Origin of the sequence: Brevundimonas diminuta, from assembly GCF_050310045.1 — a bacterium.
Taxonomy (GTDB): Bacteria; Pseudomonadota; Alphaproteobacteria; order Caulobacterales; family Caulobacteraceae; genus Brevundimonas; species Brevundimonas diminuta_F.
In genome coordinates, this window is the sequence record NZ_CP190005.1 from 692,501 (window position 1) to 707,308 (window position 14,808).

Here is a 14,808-nt window from a genome sequence, read left to right on the forward strand (position 1 = left end):
TGTATAATGGGTCAGCGACTTCATATGTCGAGCAAGCTTAAGCCGTTAGGTGTAGGCGCAGCGAAAGCGAGTCTGAATAGGGCGCTAAGTTCGACGTATGACGACCCGAAACCAGGTGATCTATCCATGAGCAGGATGAAGGTAAGGTAACACTTACTGGAGGTCCGAACCCGTGAATGTTGAAAAATTCTGGGATGACTTGTGGATAGGGGTGAAAGGCCAATCAAACCTGGACATAGCTGGTTCTCCGCGAAATCTATTTAGGTAGAGCGTCCGACGAATACCCTGGGGGGTAGAGCACTGGATGGTTGCGGGCTGCGCGAGCGGTACCAATACTAACCAAACTCCGAATACCCAGGAGTACTATCGGGCAGACACACGGCGGGTGCTAACGTCCGTCGTGAAAAGGGAAACAACCCTAACCATCATCTAAGGCCCCCAAGTCATGGCTAAGTGGGAAACGATGTGGGATTGCTTTGACAATCAGGAGGTTGGCTTAGAAGCAGCCATCCTTTAAAGAAAGCGTAACAGCTCACTGATCAAGCGATCCTGCGCGGAAAATGTAACGGGGCTAAAGCCATGCGCCGAAGATATGGGTTTGCAGTTTACTGCAAGCGGTAGCGGAGCGTTCCGTAAGCCTGTGAAGGTCAACCGTGAGGTTGGCTGGAGGTATCGGAAGTGAGAATGCTGACATGAGTAACGATAAACAGTGTGAGAAACACTGTCGCCGAAAGACCAAGGGTTCCTGCGTAAAGCTAATCTGCGCAGGGTTAGTCGGCCCCTAAGGCGAGGCTGAAAAGCGTAGTCGATGGGAAGCAGGTAAATATTCCTGCACCAGCTGGATGTGACGGATGGCATAAGTCGTCGGGGCTTATTGGATTGTTCCCGGCGGTGGCGTCGTCCCTGGAAATAACTCCAGCAGAGACCGTACCCGAAACCGACACAGGTGGTCAGGTAGAGTATACCAAGGCGCTTGAGAGAACTGTGCTGAAGGAACTCGGCAAATTGCACGCGTAACTTCGGAATAAGCGTGACTCACCCTGGGCAACCAGGACTGAGTGGCACAAGCCAGGGGGTAGCGACTGTTTAGCAAAAACATAGGGCTCTGCGAAGCATCAATGCGACGTATAGGGTCTGACGCCTGCCCGGTGCCTGAAGGTTAAAGGGAGGAGTGAAAGCTCCGAACTGAAGCCCAGGTAAACGGCGGCCGTAACTATAACGGTCCTAAGGTAGCGAAATTCCTTGTCGGGTAAGTTCCGACCTGCACGAATGGCGTAACGACTTCCCCACTGTCTCCAGCACAGGCTCAGTGAAATTGAATTCCCCGTGAAGATGCGGGGTTCCCGCGGTCAGACGGAAAGACCCTATGAACCTTTACTATAGCTTCGCCTTGGCGTTAGCGACCGTATGTGTAGGATAGGTGGGAGGCTATGAAACCGGGGCGCCAGCTCTGGTGGAGCCATCCTTGAAATACCACCCTTACTGTCGTTGACGTCTAACCGAGGGCCGTTATCCGGTCCCGGGACATGGCGTGGTGGGTAGTTTGACTGGGGCGGTCGCCTCCCAAAGTGTAACGGAGGCGCGCGATGGTTAGCTCAGACCGGTCGGAAATCGGTCGTCGAGTGCAATGGCATAAGCTAGCCTGACTGCGAGACTGACAAGTCGAGCAGAGACGAAAGTCGGCCATAGTGATCCGGTGGTCCCGCGTGGAAGGGCCATCGCTCAACGGATAAAAGGTACTCTAGGGATAACAGGCTGATTTTGCCCAAGAGTCCATATCGACGGCAAAGTTTGGCACCTCGATGTCGGCTCATCACATCCTGGGGCTGGAGCAGGTCCCAAGGGTACGGCTGTTCGCCGTTTAAAGTGGTACGTGAGCTGGGTTCAGAACGTCGTGAGACAGTTTGGTCCCTATCTGCCGTGGGTGTTCGAAGCTTGAGAGGATCTGTCCCTAGTACGAGAGGACCGGGATGGACATACCTCTGGTGGACCTGTCGTGGCGCCAGCCGCGCAGCAGGGTAGCTAAGTATGGAATAGATAACCGCTGAAAGCATCTAAGCGGGAAACTAACCTCAAAACAAGGCTTCGCTGAGGATCGTGGAAGACTACCACGTTGATAGGCCAGGTGTGGAAGCGCGGTGACGTGTGAAGCTTACTGGTACTAATAATCCGATCGGCTTGATCGTTTCTCAGCAAAACTCATTCGACTTTACTTGTCGAAATCAAAGACAATATCTTCTCATTCGTGTGTGTCGGGTTGACCTGGTGGCTCTGTCGGAGGTTCCCCACCCGATCCCATTCCGAACTCGGTCGTTAAGCCCTCCAGAGCCGATGGTACTTCGTCTTAAGGCGCGGGAGAGTAGGTCGCCGCCGGGTCTACCCGACACACATGAGTGATAGTCTCGAACCTTCTTCCTTTACGCACCGCCTTGCCGCGGGATGGAGCAGCCCGGTAGCTCGTCAGGCTCATAACCTGAAGGTCGCAGGTTCAAATCCTGCTCCCGCACCCAGCATTACCTCACACCCGGACGTGAGGCTCTGATCTACAGAAACCCCATGGCCTCCAGCCGTGGGGTTTTTTGCTTTCTGGGCGCCCCCAAGCCGAGCAGGACGGCGAGGCTGCCGTGCACCCGCAGGTCGAACTTGCCCAGACCCTCCAGCGGAATGAAGTCCACGCGCTGGATCAGCTTGCGCAGTTCCGCGCGCACCTCCTCGCCGTCTTCGTCCTCGATGGCCTGGCGCAGATTCTCGGCAAGCCGCCGATAAGCGTCAGCGGCGCCGGGGTGCAACTGGATCACCGATGGCGCGGCGTCGGCTGCCAGTCGGACCTGGATCTCGCTGCGGAGGGTCTTCAGCGGCGCGCTGATCGTCTTCAGTTCTTCGGTTTCGATTGCACCCTCCAGGCACATGGTTTGCGCGCGCTTCAGTTTGCGCTCGATCTCCGCCAGTTCGCGCTCCAGCGGCGCCCGTTCAACCTGAAGGGCCCGGCGCTCGGCGTCCGCGGCGGCGTGAAAGGCTCTGACGGCCTCCGCGATGGCTTCCGGCGACAGCAGGTGGGTCTTGATGCCGGTGAGGACGCGCTTCTCCACCGTCGTGGCGGCGATGATCTTGCCGTTGGAGCAGGTCCCGCGTTCGCGGTGGCCGCTGCAGTTATACTTGCTGGCGTTCAGGGGCATGCTGAAGCCGCACTGCTTGCATTTCATCAGGCCGGACAGAAGGCGTTTCGGCTTGCGGCCTTGGGCGGCGGGCAGGGCGGACAGCTCCGCTTTGCGGCTCTGCACCCGCGCCCAGAGTTCATCGTCAATGATGCGCAATTCCGGAGCGGGCTGGCGGATCCAGTCCTCCGGCGGATTCAGCACCGATGAGCGGCGTCCGGTGTCGGGGTGTTTGCGGTAGCGACGCCGATTGAACACCCGCACGCCTATATAGAGTTCCTGGTGCAGGATGCCGTCGCCGGTGCGGCGGTCGCCGTGGATGGTCGACGGCGTCCATGTCCCGCCCCGCGGCCCGGGCTCGCCTGCCGCGTTCAGGCTGTGGGCGATGGCGCGAGGCGATTCCTTGTCAGCATAACGCGCGAAGATCGAATGGATCACGCCGGCCTGATGGAGGTTGGGCTGAAGTTCGCCCTTGCCGACGATGTCATAGCCGTAGCAGCGGCCGCCGCCAGAGAAGCCGGCGTTCACCCGTGCGACAAGGCCTCGACGCGTCTTCACCGCCAGGTCGTGCAGGAAGAGTTCATTCATCGTGCCCTTCAGCCCGATGTGAATTCTGTCGATCGGGCCTTCAGCTAGGGTCTTCAGCGTGACTCCGGCGTAGGAGAAGCGTTTGAAAATGCCGGCGATGTCCTCCTGGTCGCGCGACAGCCGGTCGAGCGCCTCGGCCATGACATCGCTGACTTCGCCGCGCTCCACCGCAGCGAGGAGGGCGCGCAGTCCTGACCGATTGGCCATCGCGCTGCCGGAAACGGCCTCGTCCGTGAACACGAGAACGTCTGTGACGCCCTCAGTTCGGCAGGCCTCGCGCAGAAGCGCGATCTGATCGGCGGTCGACCGCGCGTTTTGAAGGTCGGTGGAGTGGCGGCCGTAGAGGGCGCGTTTCTTAGGTGGAAGAACCAAGGGAAATCCGGTTTGAGGTTTTCGAAAAAAAGAGGTTGACGCTGCCTATCTTGCCATCTTATATGGGCAGATAATGCGAATTGCTTTTATTGTTTGACATTGCTGGCTGCGTAGCGCACCCTGCGGGAACTTTCAACCCTGTGGAGTGCTTATACGCGTCGCCCATTGGGGCTTGGCTGGCGCCGATGCCCCGGAACATAGAGAATATTCCGTCCGCCTGATGGGCGGGGAGGCGCTACGGATGCGTCTGGAGGCTGCGGATTTGTCCGCCGTCGGCGAACAGTTGCGTCGCGAACGGGCCCTCGTCGGCCACCTCATCATCGAAGAGGACGGCTATCCGTCGATCGTCGAGGCGCTCGTGCCCAGCCATCGCATTCAGATGGTGCTTGCTGATGCCGGGTGAGGCCACCGTCATCCGCCTGTCGCCGCGGCCGGACCGCCGTAGGCCGGCGCGGCCGCTGATCCCTCCCTGGGCCGAAGACGCGTCGACGACGTCCTGTGAGGCGGCTGTCTCTCTCCTCCTGCCGACGATCCGCGCCCTGGCGCGGCTGGCGCGTCAACGCGCTGCGCCCGCGGTCGGCGACTGATCCGCGGCCACGTTCAGTGGCCGACCACCCCCAACAATCCGGTCCGTCGTCATTCGCGCTTCCGCGCGAAGCCGATGACGTGCGCCCTGAAATCCAATTCGTCTGTCGTCCCCTCGCGGAGGCTCAACGGCGGCGCCCACTAATGGAAATACAAATGAACGAAGATCCCGCTCCCTCTGCCGAACAGCCTGCAGAACCCACTCAAGAAGCCGGCGTCCGCACACAGATGATTTGCGACGGCGTGGTCTACGACATGATCCTGGAAGTCGATCCCAATGATCCGGATCGCTTCCACATGCGTCGGGTCCAGCCGGGGGCGCAGCAATGAGGGGCCGTTTCTTGGGGCACCGCACCAGGCAGGGGCGACCTTCGCCGGCGAACGACGAAGTGTTGGCTGCTGTAGTTAAACGGTTCCAGGCGACGGTCACGTCCCTGTCGCAGATTAACGAACTGCGGTCGCAGCTTGAGGCGGCCGGCTTTGACGGCGTCGGCATCTGCTTCGAACGTATGGCGACTGGGAAGATCGACACCTTCGTCACCTACGTGACCGGTCCGGCTGACGGTGCGGCCAGCAGCGAGGGAAATCGATGAAACGTCAGGTCTCCCATTCGTTCGAAGAGCTGTTACGACAGCAGCGTCTCGAGCGCCACGAGGCGGAATTGCAGACAGGCGAACCCTGTGATGAGTTGATCCCCATCGTCTTGGCGCTGGCGCGATTGGACGCGCAAAGGCTCGCGCGAGAACGCGCCTTTATGGAGCGTCATGCCGCCATTGACGGCGAGGTGGCGGCATGACGTTTCAATCCCTGAAGAACAAGCGATGCGTCGGCTATGCGCGATATTCCACCACTCATCAGCGCCAGGAGTCGATCGAGGATCAACTCAGGATTTGCGAAGAGTATGTGCGCGCACAGGGTGGAATCTGGGTGGCGTCTTACTCCGACCCTGAATGCAGTGGCCAGTCCTTCATGGGGCGTCCGGGATTTGCGGCGCTTATGGCTGATGCCGAACGCCGCACGTACGAATTTCTCGTCGCTGAAGATCTGGACCGGATAACGCGGCAGGCCTCGGGACTTCATTCCGTTCTCGAAGAGCTCGAAGCCTTGGATATCGGTATCCACACCGTTCGTTCTGGCGAAGTGACGCAGATGGCGGCGACTTTCAGCGCCTTTCAGAACGCCGAATACGCCAGGAACATGAGTTTGAAGTCCCGCCGTGGAGTGGAAGGAACCGTCCTTAAGGGGCGTCAATCCGGGCGGCTTCCATATGGCTATCGGAAGGTTCCGGTCATCCGCCCGGATGGGTCGATAGAGAACGGCCATCGTGAAATCGTGGAGACGGAAGCGGGTGTGATCCTTCGCATGTACCGTGACTATGCTGCGGAGTTGAGCGTTAGAGGCATCTGCCGCGCCTTGACGGAGGAGGGTGTTCCAGGACCCGGCGGACGGCCGTGGCGTCCTGGCGTCCTGTATGGCAACAAACACAAGGGTACAGGCATCCTGAGCAATCGGCTCTACAAAGGGGAGACGGTTTGGGGCCGTACGGAGATCAAACGGAACCGACGCGCCGGTACGAAGAAGGCCCAGTGACGTGACCCCCGTTTCTCATCCAGCCATAACGAGAGTCCGAGGTTGATCTGAGTAGAGGTTGGCTGGGTTGGCAATAGGGCGGCCTGCGCAGCCCTCAACCAGCGCAGCAGACCGCCCGACGTTTCCAGCAAGGGTGTGCGCGTAGGCCTGCGGCGTCAGCCAGCCGAGTTTCGAGTGCGGTCGCCTCTCGTTGTAATCGCGCCGCCAAACCTCCAGCACCGCGCGGGCGTGCGGCAGGGAGCGGAACAGCGTCTCGTTCAGCAACTCGTCACGCAGGCGCCCGTTAAAGCTCTCGTTGAAGCCGTTCTGCTGGGGCTTGCCTGGTGCGATGTAGTGCCAGCCGACGCCGGTGTCGTCGGCCCAGGCCAGGACGGCGTTCGAAGTGTATTCCGTGCCGTTGTCGCTGACGATGGTGTCCGGTCGGCCCCGCTGCCGGATGACGGCGTCCAACTCCCGCACCACTCGCGCGCCCGACAGCGAGGTATCGGCCACCAGCGCCAGGCATTCGCGGGTGCAGTTGTCGATCACCGTCAGGATGCGCAAGCGCCGCCCGTCCGTCATCTGGTCGGCGACGAAGTCCAGCGACCAGCGCTGATTGGCGACCAGCGGCAGGTCCAGCGGTCGCCGCGTGCCCATCGCTCGCTTCCGCCCGCCGCGCCGGCGCACCGTCAGCCGTTCCTCGCGATAGATCCGCTGGACCCGCTTCTTGTTGACCGCATGGCCCTCGCGCCGCAGCAGGACGTGCAGGCGGCGATAGCCGAACCGGCGACGCTCCTGGGCGAGGGCTTTCAACCGGTCGCGCAGGGCGCCGTCGTCCGGCCGCGTCGCCTGATAGCGCACGCTCGTCCGATCGACGCCCAGAGCACGGCACGCCCGCCTTTCGCTCAACTCGTAGGCGGCCTGCAGATGACCAGCCGCCTCGCGCCAACCGGCGGGCGTCACCACTTTTTTCCCAGCAGGTCCTTCAGGGCCACGTTGTCCAGCATCGCGTCCGCCAGCATCCGCTTGAGCCGGGCGTTCTCGTCTTCAAGCGTCTTCAGCCGCCGAGCCTCCGACACGTCGAGCCCGCCGAACTTGGCCTTCCATTTGTAAAAGGTCGCCGAGCTGACCCCGTGACGCCGACACACCTCCGCCGTCGTCACACCGGCCTCCTGCTCCCGCAGAATCCCGATGATCTGCTCTTCTGTGAACCTTGATCGCTTCATTCTGTCCGTCCTTCGTTAGGGCGGACTCTAGCTATTCCTGGAGGAGATTCAGGGGGTCACGTCAGAGGAAAGGTCATTCGCTTGAAAAACATCCTCGTCAACCGCACACACACGGCCGAAGAAGTTCCCGCCTTGGCGGTGGGTGCCGGCGCCGAACAAGTGCGAGGTTATTTTCCCAATACCCATCTGTTCAAAGTGATGATGGACGCGCTTGGTTGGGCATCACAGCCCTCATTGCAACGCTAATATCTCCATCTGGCCTGATATCAAAACCCCGCAAGCCAAGCGCTGCGGGGTTTTCTGCGGTGATCCCCATTTCTTATCCAGCAATAATGGGAGTCTGTGGTTGATCTGAGACACGGCGCTGATTGTTGCCGCTTCATTCAGAGCGTCTCGTTTTGATGTCGCTGCGCGTAGTGTTTAGGATGAGCGGCTGTCGGCGGCATGAGTGACCAGCGAGCACCACTGGCTCTTGGTGGACATGCGAAGCTATTGGATGTCTGCACCGAAAGCGGATCCGCGTGCGAGGATCGTAACGTCGCGCACCAGACAGCCAGGTAAGGACCGCTTCGTGCTCATGGCCTTGGCGACGCAGACTTGGATGGGCCTTCCCATCATTACCCTGCTGGCCGCAGGCTGCTCCGCCATGCCCGCCCTCCAGTCCATGCTCTCCAATCGCGTCGAAGCCGGCGGGCAGGGGGCGATGCAGGGGCGATTGACCAGTTTGACCAACTTGCCTTCGATCATCGGCCCATTGGGCTTCACCGCCCTCTATGCCGCAACCGCCAAAACGTGGAGCGGGTGGCCCTAAATAAGCGGTGCGCTGCTCTATGCCGTTTGCCTGGTGCTATTGGCGAGAGGCGGAAGGCAACACGGAACTGGCGATTTAATCGTCACGGAGTAGGCATCGCGCTGTCCGGATCCTTAGCGGGAGGGGTAACGTTCGCGCTAAGAATCCGGTCAGTCGTGGATATTGCTTTATAATCGTCTTGGGTATGAGAGTTATTATATTTCCTGGGTTTAGTTGTTATTATTCGTTCCTGAGGTGTCGTCCAAACCAATCCGTCCACTGCCAGAGAAGTTCTTCTGTGCTCTGCCTTGCATCATAGCGGTGAGCTTCATAGGGCAGGAAGACGAGCCTGGAAGTGACGCCGTTGCCCTTGAGCGCGGCATAGAACCGCTCGCTCTGGATCGGAAAGGTGCCCTGATTGTCATCCGCTGCGCCGTGGATCAGAAGAAGCGGCGCCTTGATGCGGTCAGCATAAGAGAAGGGCGACATCTCATGATAGAGTGACGGGTTCTGCCAGTAGGTTCGTTCTTCGCGTTGAAAGCCGAAGGGCGTGAGGCTGCGGTTATAGGCGCCGCTGAGAGCCACGCCTGCCTGGAACAGATCAGAGTGCGCCAGCAGATTGGCGGTCATGAAGGCGCCGTACGAATGGCCTGTGACGCCCACCCGTTGGCGATCGACGACGCCCAGGCGCACGCCTTCATCAATCGCCGCCTGAGCGCCGGCCACGATCTGCTCTACGAAGGTGTCATTGGGTTCGGCCTCGTCTTCGCCGACGACCGGGAGGCTGGCTCCGAATAGAACGGCGAAGCCTGCCTGCGCCAGAAGAGGAGGCAGGTCGTAGAAGCCGTATTCGGGATAGCGGTTGGGTGATCCTTTCACCTGGCTTGCCGACGCCCGGCTGGTGAATTCTGCAGGATAGGCGTGAAGAATGGTGGGCAGGGGGCCGTCGGCCGGTTTGTAATCCGGGGGGAGATAAAGCGTCGCCGTCAGGGGCATGCCGTCCGCCCTTTGGTAGTGCAGCAGTTGTCGCTGCGCCAAGGGGCGCTCTCCATAGGGGCTGTTGAACGCTGTCACGCGCACGCCGTCGCTGAGCACGTAATTCGGGGGGGTGTCAGCGCTTTCTTTCCGGGTCAGCACGCGGCCGTCAGCCAGAACGGCATGCGGTTCTTCATAGTAATCTAGGCCGGATCTCCACAGCTCCCGCCGTGCGCCGTCGGACAGGGAAAGCAGGGACACGACAGGTCGGTCGCCCTGGGGGGTGCCGCCTGCTGCTGAGAAGACAACCGCCCTGTCGCGGATATCCAGCACAGGCGCGCCTTGCGGGTTTTTGACCATCATGGGCCGACCCGGATCATTGTAGCGGTCGTCACTCGCCCCATCATAGAGCGTGATGGGGGTGTCCCCGGGGCGGCTCGGGTGAAACCGGGAAATCCGGCGGCTTCGGGTCTTGTTCCAGGTCTCTTCCACCAGCGCCGTTTCGCGGTCGCCCCAATAGACGTCCGTGATGCGGGCGCGCACGCGCAGGTTGGTCTGGGCCTTTGCATTAAAGGGCGCGGCCAGGCTCACCAAAGAGTCGCGCTGTTCCGCCGTTTGACCGGGATCGCCGTCGTCCAGAGCGTTTAGCCAGTAGAGGGTTGCGGGAGTGTCGGAACGCCAGGCCGGAGCGCGGGGACCTGCGCCTACGGCGTCAAAGGATATAGGGACGCGATTTTCCAGCGGCTTTTCCGCAATCACACGACGATAGCCGTCGGAGATCCGGGTGACGGCGATGACCTGCGGAAATTTTTCCAGAGGGAATTGATAGGAAAACGGCTGGATGCGCTCGCTGGTCAACAGCCATTGACCGTCCGGAGACACCTCCGCCAGGTCAACGATGGCAGGAGCGCCCACGGGCGTCGACACGCCGTCAAGCGTGATGACGGCCTGCTGGGTGCTCATGTGGTAGGCGAACAGGGCTTCATCCGCAGGGTTGGTCAGCAGGTCCTGATAGGTGCGGCCAGGCGCGGCTGGTCCCTCGCTCTCCTGTATGGAGGGGACGGCGGCGATCTTGCCCTCGGGGGCCGGGCCGCGTCCGGCGGGCGCTGTGCGGCACAGGACGCGGACGCTGTCGGATATCCATTCGCATGCGGGTTTCAGCACGCCGTTGACGAAGACGCCGTCAACTCGATGAGCGGATGCGGTCGCGGCGTCGATGAACCACAAGCCGTGGCCTTCTCCCCTGTCCATTCCTGCGACAGTCGCCAGAAGGCGCTTGCCGTCCGGAGCCCAGGCGACGCTGGTGATGCGGCCTGTCGCGGGCAGGCCGGTGACGGGGCGGGGCGTTCCGCTCGGAAAATCCTGAAGGGCGAGGCTGCGGTAATAGGTCAGCCCCCAGGGCTCTCTCAGCTTGGCGTAGGTGGTCGGATTGAACCGGAAACCGCCCAGGCGCAGTTCTGGCTCGGCCAACTCGCTGATGTCGCGAATCCCGTAGGGCTGGGCGATCAGGGCCCGCGTCGGACCTGTGGCTTCAGGCGAGGGGATAAGCTGAGGCGTCGGAAGCGCTTCTGCAAAGGCCGCCATCGTTTCACCAGGGCTGTGATAGCCTGTTTCCTGAGCTGTCGAGGGAGCAGGCAGGATCAACAGGGCCCCGCCAAGCGCGGGGACAAGGACTGATTTCATCATATTTTCCAGAGCCGGAAGCCGTTGCCCTTTTCGGGGCAACGGCTTCTGTTGGGTCAGTAGGACCAGTTCAGGTTGAAACCGATCGTGCGGGGGCGGATCAGAAACTCCTGGCGGCCGTATTCAGGCACAGTGCTGACTCCGTAACCGAAGGCGGCCGCATACTCGTTGGTGAGATTTGTGCCGTACAGAGAAAGCCCGATGTTCTGCAGTTTCAGGTTCAGTCGCAGATCGATTTGATGATAGCCGCCGACCATGCTGGTCTGCTCGCTGATCGTCATCGGAGCTTCGGACAGATAGCGGTGCTGCAGGATAAAGGTCGGTTCGAAGTCTGAAACCGGCAGGCGCCAGGTGACGGTGTTGGCCAGTTGAACATCCGAGGCGCCCGGTAGTTTGTAACCGTCCCTCAGGACCGGAGACGCATTCAGAACGTCTTGCGTCAACTTCGCATCCATCAGGGTGAGGTTGGTCTGCCAGGAAAGGTCATCCGTCAGATACAGGCTGATCGAGGTTTCCAGTCCATAGATGCGCGCGCTGCCGGCATTGGTTCCGTATGTGGCGTTGTCCGGCCGCATCAGGCGCACCTGTATGTCGGACCAGTCTATGTAGAAGAGTGATGAATCCAGCTGGAGGCGGTTGTCGAGCATGCCTGCGCGAATGCCGAGTTCATAATTCCACAGGGTATCCGACGACCACCCCGCTGGCGTATTGAAGTCGCAATCACAGGGGTAAATCGTATTCGGATTGCCCAGGCGGAAACCCTTGGAGATCACGCCATAGGCTGTGAAGTCGCTGGATGGCCGGTATTTCAGCGAAAACTTCGGGACGAAACCATCTCCGCTGACTTCGAAAGGATCAGGGTGTTGGCTGGGCGTGTAGCTGTAGCCGTATCGGTCGAATTTTACCGAGTATTCCGAACTGAACAGCCGCCCCCCCAGAGTCGCGGTCCAATCCTGCGCAAAATGGAAATTCATCTCGCCGAACAGGGCGTATTCTTTTCCTTCGCGATGAGAAAATATCCGTGAGAAGTTGTCCGTGTCGTCATATTCGGCGCCGGGCTGCGCCTTTCTGGCCGCTTCAGTGCCGCCGGGGGCGCTGGTAAAGGTGCGCGTGTCCATATCCGTAACGGTGAACATCGCGCCGATCAGATAGTCGAACCGGTCGCCGGCGTTTGAAGCGAAGCGCACTTCGCCGGAATTCATGGTGACGTCCATCACTTCGTTGGACCGGATGGGGGTTCCCTGCGGAAGATGCGTTCTCAGGGCGTTGCTTAAGGACACGTCGCTATGAAGGTCGTGTGTCTTTTTGCTGTTGGACAGTATGGCTGTAATGGATCCGAAGCTCAGTTCTTTTTCATATCGGCCGGAAATGATTCGAACATCATAATCGGACTCGGTAGGGAAGAACGAAAACTTCGCATATTTGCCCTGATTGGCATGGGCGGTCGGGGAGTCATCCGTATGGTTCTTCTGATACATCGCCGTCAGGGTCATACGGGTGGTGTCGTCCAGCACATAGGCGAGCGAGCCGCGCAGGCCGCTGACCGTGATGTCAGTGCTGCCTTTTTCGTCGGTGCCCCTGTTGTCGAGATAGCCGGGATCCATTCGCGTGCTGCCGACCAGGCGAAGCGCCAGCCTGTCTTCGATCAGGGGGATATTCACCATGCCCTTGGCCGAATAGCCGGTGTCGCCATCAGCGTGGCGAACCGAGCGGGCGCCGACCTCGACGGCGGCGTCAAAGCCGGAGGCGTCCGCCGGCTTGGTGATGTAGTTGATCGCTCCGCCCAGTGAAGAGGATCCGAAAAGCGTTCCCTGAGGACCGCGAAGCACTTCGACACGCTGCAGGTCGAAGGTGTCTATATCGGGGATCCCGACCGCGTAGCCGGGTTCCGTCAGGGGTACGTCGTTCAGGTACCAGCCCGTAGGTCCCTGTCCCTGATCGAGGCCGCCGGTGGTCCCGACGCCACGGATGACGGCTGTCGACTGGCCTGATACGCCCGAGTTGAACACAACGCCCGGCAAACGGCCGAGATAGTCTGAATTGCTTTGGGCTCCGACGGCCTCGAGCTGTTCGCCTGTCTGGGCCGCAATGCCGCCGGCGAAGTCGCGCAGGCGTGTGTCGCGCTTGCTGGCTGTGACAATGATCTCGTCCACCGTTGTCGGCTCTGACCGGGATGTCTGCGCCAGGGTCGGTGATGCGGCCGCCATGAGGGCGAATATGCTGGTGCACATGGCCGCAGGGGTGAAAGCTCGACTGATCACGAAAAAAGCTCCGTCATACGCTTCCGGATGGAAACGCTGCTGATTGGACCGGCCTGCACCGGCGTTCATGCCCAACAGTCTTGAAAACCCGAGAGTTTTGCGTCCGTTGCTCAACGGGAAGCTTGCTCTGTCGTCGAAGCGGCTGTCTGGCTGCTTGTCTTTCAGTGTTGGGGCGCCCTGCGGTCCTTTTGCCTCAACGGTTCCTGGGTGGGTCGCGTCGTTGGCGTCGGGGAACTCCGATCTCTCCCGCAAGAGCGATGAGATAAAAACTTGCTCTGATCGGTCTGTCAAAATAAGGAAACAGGCAATATTATTCTAATATAAAAGTCTAGAGCGAGAAATTTTATCAAAAATGTCTCTAGGCAATCGGCGGCGCCGGTTTAAGGCTGAAAGATGCCGGGTTTATGACAGGTTGCGGACATCCAGGCCCTATTTGAGAAAAGCGGTGAGCGGATGATAAAAAAACACATTTGGGCGAAAGCGTCGCTTTCTGGTCACGCCATGGGGCGCGGGCGTCCCTGAACGGCCTGGGTCCAACGCTTGAGCAGATGGGCGCGACGGGCCTGATCGAGGTTGGCGAGCAGGGCCGGTCCTACACGGACGGGAAGGGTGGTGGCGGTTGTTTTCCCGCTGAGGGCGGCGGCGCTGGGCAGATAATCCATTTCCATTGCGGCTGCGCCCGTTGCGGACAGCAGGTAGTCCAGAAACAGCCGTGCTGCGTTTGAATGGGGAGCCGTGCGCGGGATGAAGGCCACGCGGGATATCAGCAGATTATAGTCCGATGGAATGATCACCCCGATGTCGGTGTTGCGTTCAGCCGCATAGCGGGCGGCGTAGGCCAGATTCATATTGTAGGCGAACAGCCGTTTGCCTGACGCTATCGCGTCCAGCGTGTGTTGGCCGCTTACGACCAGCAGGGGATCGCTGTCGCCTATGGCGTCCATCAGGGGCCATGTATCCGCATAGGCCTGTATGTCCGCCGACAGATGCAGAAGGGCGACGCCGCTGTCACGGGGATCGTAAAGGGCGATCCGGCCCCGCCACGCATCAGGCTTATCATGCAGGGCGGACAACAGCTGCGCATGACTTTTCGGGACTTCGTCGAATGCCAGCAGGCGACGGTTATAGGCGAAGCCGATGGGCTCTGCGGTCAGGCCGAAGCCCTGATTGCGCCACACGGCCCATTCAGGCAGTCGGCCCCGTTCAGGGCTCTTGTAAGTCTGCGCATAACCGTCATTGATAAGCTTGATCTGGTTGTCCATCGAAGAACTCCAGACAAGATCGGCGCGTGGCGCCGAAGATGACGCCTCGGCTAGAATATCTTCATGGATTTTGTTGGAATAACTATCAATGAAACGGAGTTCTATCTCCGGGAATAGCGCCTTAAAGCCCTTCGCTATCTGAGATTCCATGGACGTATTGGAATAGACTGTGAGGCGTCCCTCACGCTTGGCGGCCTTGATGACGCCCGCCGCAGTGCGCAGGGGCTGGCGGGAGGCCGAGCAGGCAGCCGTGGCGGCGCCGGCCAGAAAGACCAGGGCCCCACGTCGGCATGGCTTGACTGCCTCCGGTCTCATCGGCCTATTCCCCATAATGTCGTCCGC

At 60.2% G+C, this 14,808-nt stretch carries 11 protein-coding genes, 1 tRNA gene, 2 rRNA genes, 1 pseudogene and 1 riboswitch (1 of these 16 running past the window's edge); of the genes and pseudogenes, 10 read left to right on the plus strand and 5 right to left on the minus strand.

From position 1 onward, the window contains the following. The 3 genes from ACORJG_RS03320 to ACORJG_RS03330 form a co-directional block, all read left to right on the plus strand. Nucleotides 1-2,186: ribosomal RNA gene (locus tag ACORJG_RS03320) — 23S ribosomal RNA — on the plus strand; it begins 595 nt to the left of the window's first position. 75 nt (nt 2,187-2,261) lie between these two features. Beyond that, a 5S ribosomal RNA gene (rrf, locus tag ACORJG_RS03325) occupies nt 2,262-2,376 on the plus strand. Nucleotides 2,377-2,433: 57 nt separating this feature from the next. Further along, nucleotides 2,434-2,510 (plus strand) — tRNA-Met (locus ACORJG_RS03330). Between the two features lie 33 nt (nt 2,511-2,543). Here ACORJG_RS03330 and ACORJG_RS03335 read toward each other — a convergent pair. Next, nucleotides 2,544-4,115: a recombinase family protein gene (locus tag ACORJG_RS03335; RefSeq protein ID WP_427791597.1), complete on the minus strand. Its 1,572-nt coding sequence runs from the start codon at nt 4,113-4,115 to the stop codon at nt 2,544-2,546. A 241-nt stretch (nt 4,116-4,356) separates the two neighbouring features. On the opposite strand from ACORJG_RS03335, the gene ACORJG_RS03340 reads away from it, so the two are divergent. From ACORJG_RS03340 to ACORJG_RS03360, 5 genes are all read left to right on the plus strand, one after another. Further along, nucleotides 4,357-4,518, plus strand: coding sequence for a hypothetical protein (locus ACORJG_RS03340; protein ID WP_427791599.1), 162 nt, complete (start codon nt 4,357-4,359; stop codon nt 4,516-4,518). Between the two features lie 338 nt (nt 4,519-4,856). Then, nucleotides 4,857-5,030: a hypothetical protein gene (locus ACORJG_RS03345; protein WP_427791601.1), complete on the plus strand. Its 174-nt coding sequence runs from the start codon at nt 4,857-4,859 to the stop codon at nt 5,028-5,030. 11 nt (nt 5,031-5,041) lie between these two features. Beyond that, on the plus strand, nt 5,042-5,293 hold the full coding sequence (locus ACORJG_RS03350; RefSeq protein ID WP_427791603.1) for a hypothetical protein: 252 nt from the start codon (nt 5,042-5,044) through the stop codon (nt 5,291-5,293). After that, nucleotides 5,290-5,496, plus strand: a complete 207-nt coding sequence (locus tag ACORJG_RS03355) for a hypothetical protein (protein WP_427791604.1) — start codon at nt 5,290-5,292, stop codon at nt 5,494-5,496. The genes ACORJG_RS03350 and ACORJG_RS03355 overlap by 4 nt, the downstream gene beginning before the upstream one ends. Beyond that, the gene (locus ACORJG_RS03360) at nt 5,493-6,290 is read left to right on the plus strand and encodes a recombinase family protein (protein ID WP_427791605.1); all 798 of its coding nucleotides are present in this window, start codon (nt 5,493-5,495) and stop codon (nt 6,288-6,290) included. Before ACORJG_RS03355 ends, ACORJG_RS03360 begins: the two co-directional genes overlap by 4 nt. Nucleotides 6,291-6,305: 15 nt before the next feature. Here ACORJG_RS03360 and ACORJG_RS03365 read toward each other — a convergent pair. Then, nucleotides 6,306-7,495, minus strand: a protein-coding gene (locus tag ACORJG_RS03365; protein ID WP_427788494.1) for an IS3 family transposase whose coding sequence is annotated in 2 segments (ribosomal slippage) — nt 6,306-7,243 and nt 7,243-7,495 — 1,191 coding nt in all. Because the reading frame shifts where the segments join, the coding sequence is not laid out codon by codon here. Nucleotides 7,496-7,576: 81 nt separating this feature from the next. On the opposite strand from ACORJG_RS03365, the gene ACORJG_RS03370 reads away from it, so the two are divergent. Beyond that, nucleotides 7,577-7,741 carry a hypothetical protein gene (locus ACORJG_RS03370; RefSeq protein WP_427791607.1) on the plus strand — a complete coding sequence of 55 codons (165 nt, stop codon included), beginning with the start codon at nt 7,577-7,579 and terminating at the stop codon, nt 7,739-7,741. Between the two features lie 322 nt (nt 7,742-8,063). Next, a pseudogene (locus tag ACORJG_RS03375) lies at nt 8,064-8,303 on the plus strand (hypothetical protein); the annotation flags it as partial. 222 nt (nt 8,304-8,525) lie between these two features. Here ACORJG_RS03375 and ACORJG_RS03380 read toward each other — a convergent pair. The 3 genes from ACORJG_RS03380 to ACORJG_RS03390 all read right to left on the minus strand — a co-directional run bounded on the left by ACORJG_RS03380 (nt 8,526) and on the right by ACORJG_RS03390 (nt 14,796). After that, nucleotides 8,526-10,946: a prolyl oligopeptidase family serine peptidase gene (locus tag ACORJG_RS03380; protein ID WP_427791609.1), complete on the minus strand. Its 2,421-nt coding sequence runs from the start codon at nt 10,944-10,946 to the stop codon at nt 8,526-8,528. A gap of 53 nt (nt 10,947-10,999) precedes the next feature. Then, entirely contained in the window at nt 11,000-13,318 is a 2,319-nt protein-coding gene (locus tag ACORJG_RS03385; RefSeq protein ID WP_427791611.1) for a TonB-dependent receptor, read from the minus strand. A gap of 56 nt (nt 13,319-13,374) precedes the next feature. Further along, a riboswitch (glycine riboswitch) is annotated at nt 13,375-13,463 on the minus strand. A 235-nt stretch (nt 13,464-13,698) separates the two neighbouring features. Next, nucleotides 13,699-14,796, minus strand: a complete 1,098-nt coding sequence (locus ACORJG_RS03390) for an ABC transporter substrate-binding protein (protein WP_427791613.1) — start codon at nt 14,794-14,796, stop codon at nt 13,699-13,701. Nucleotides 14,797-14,808: the final 12 nt, after the last annotated feature.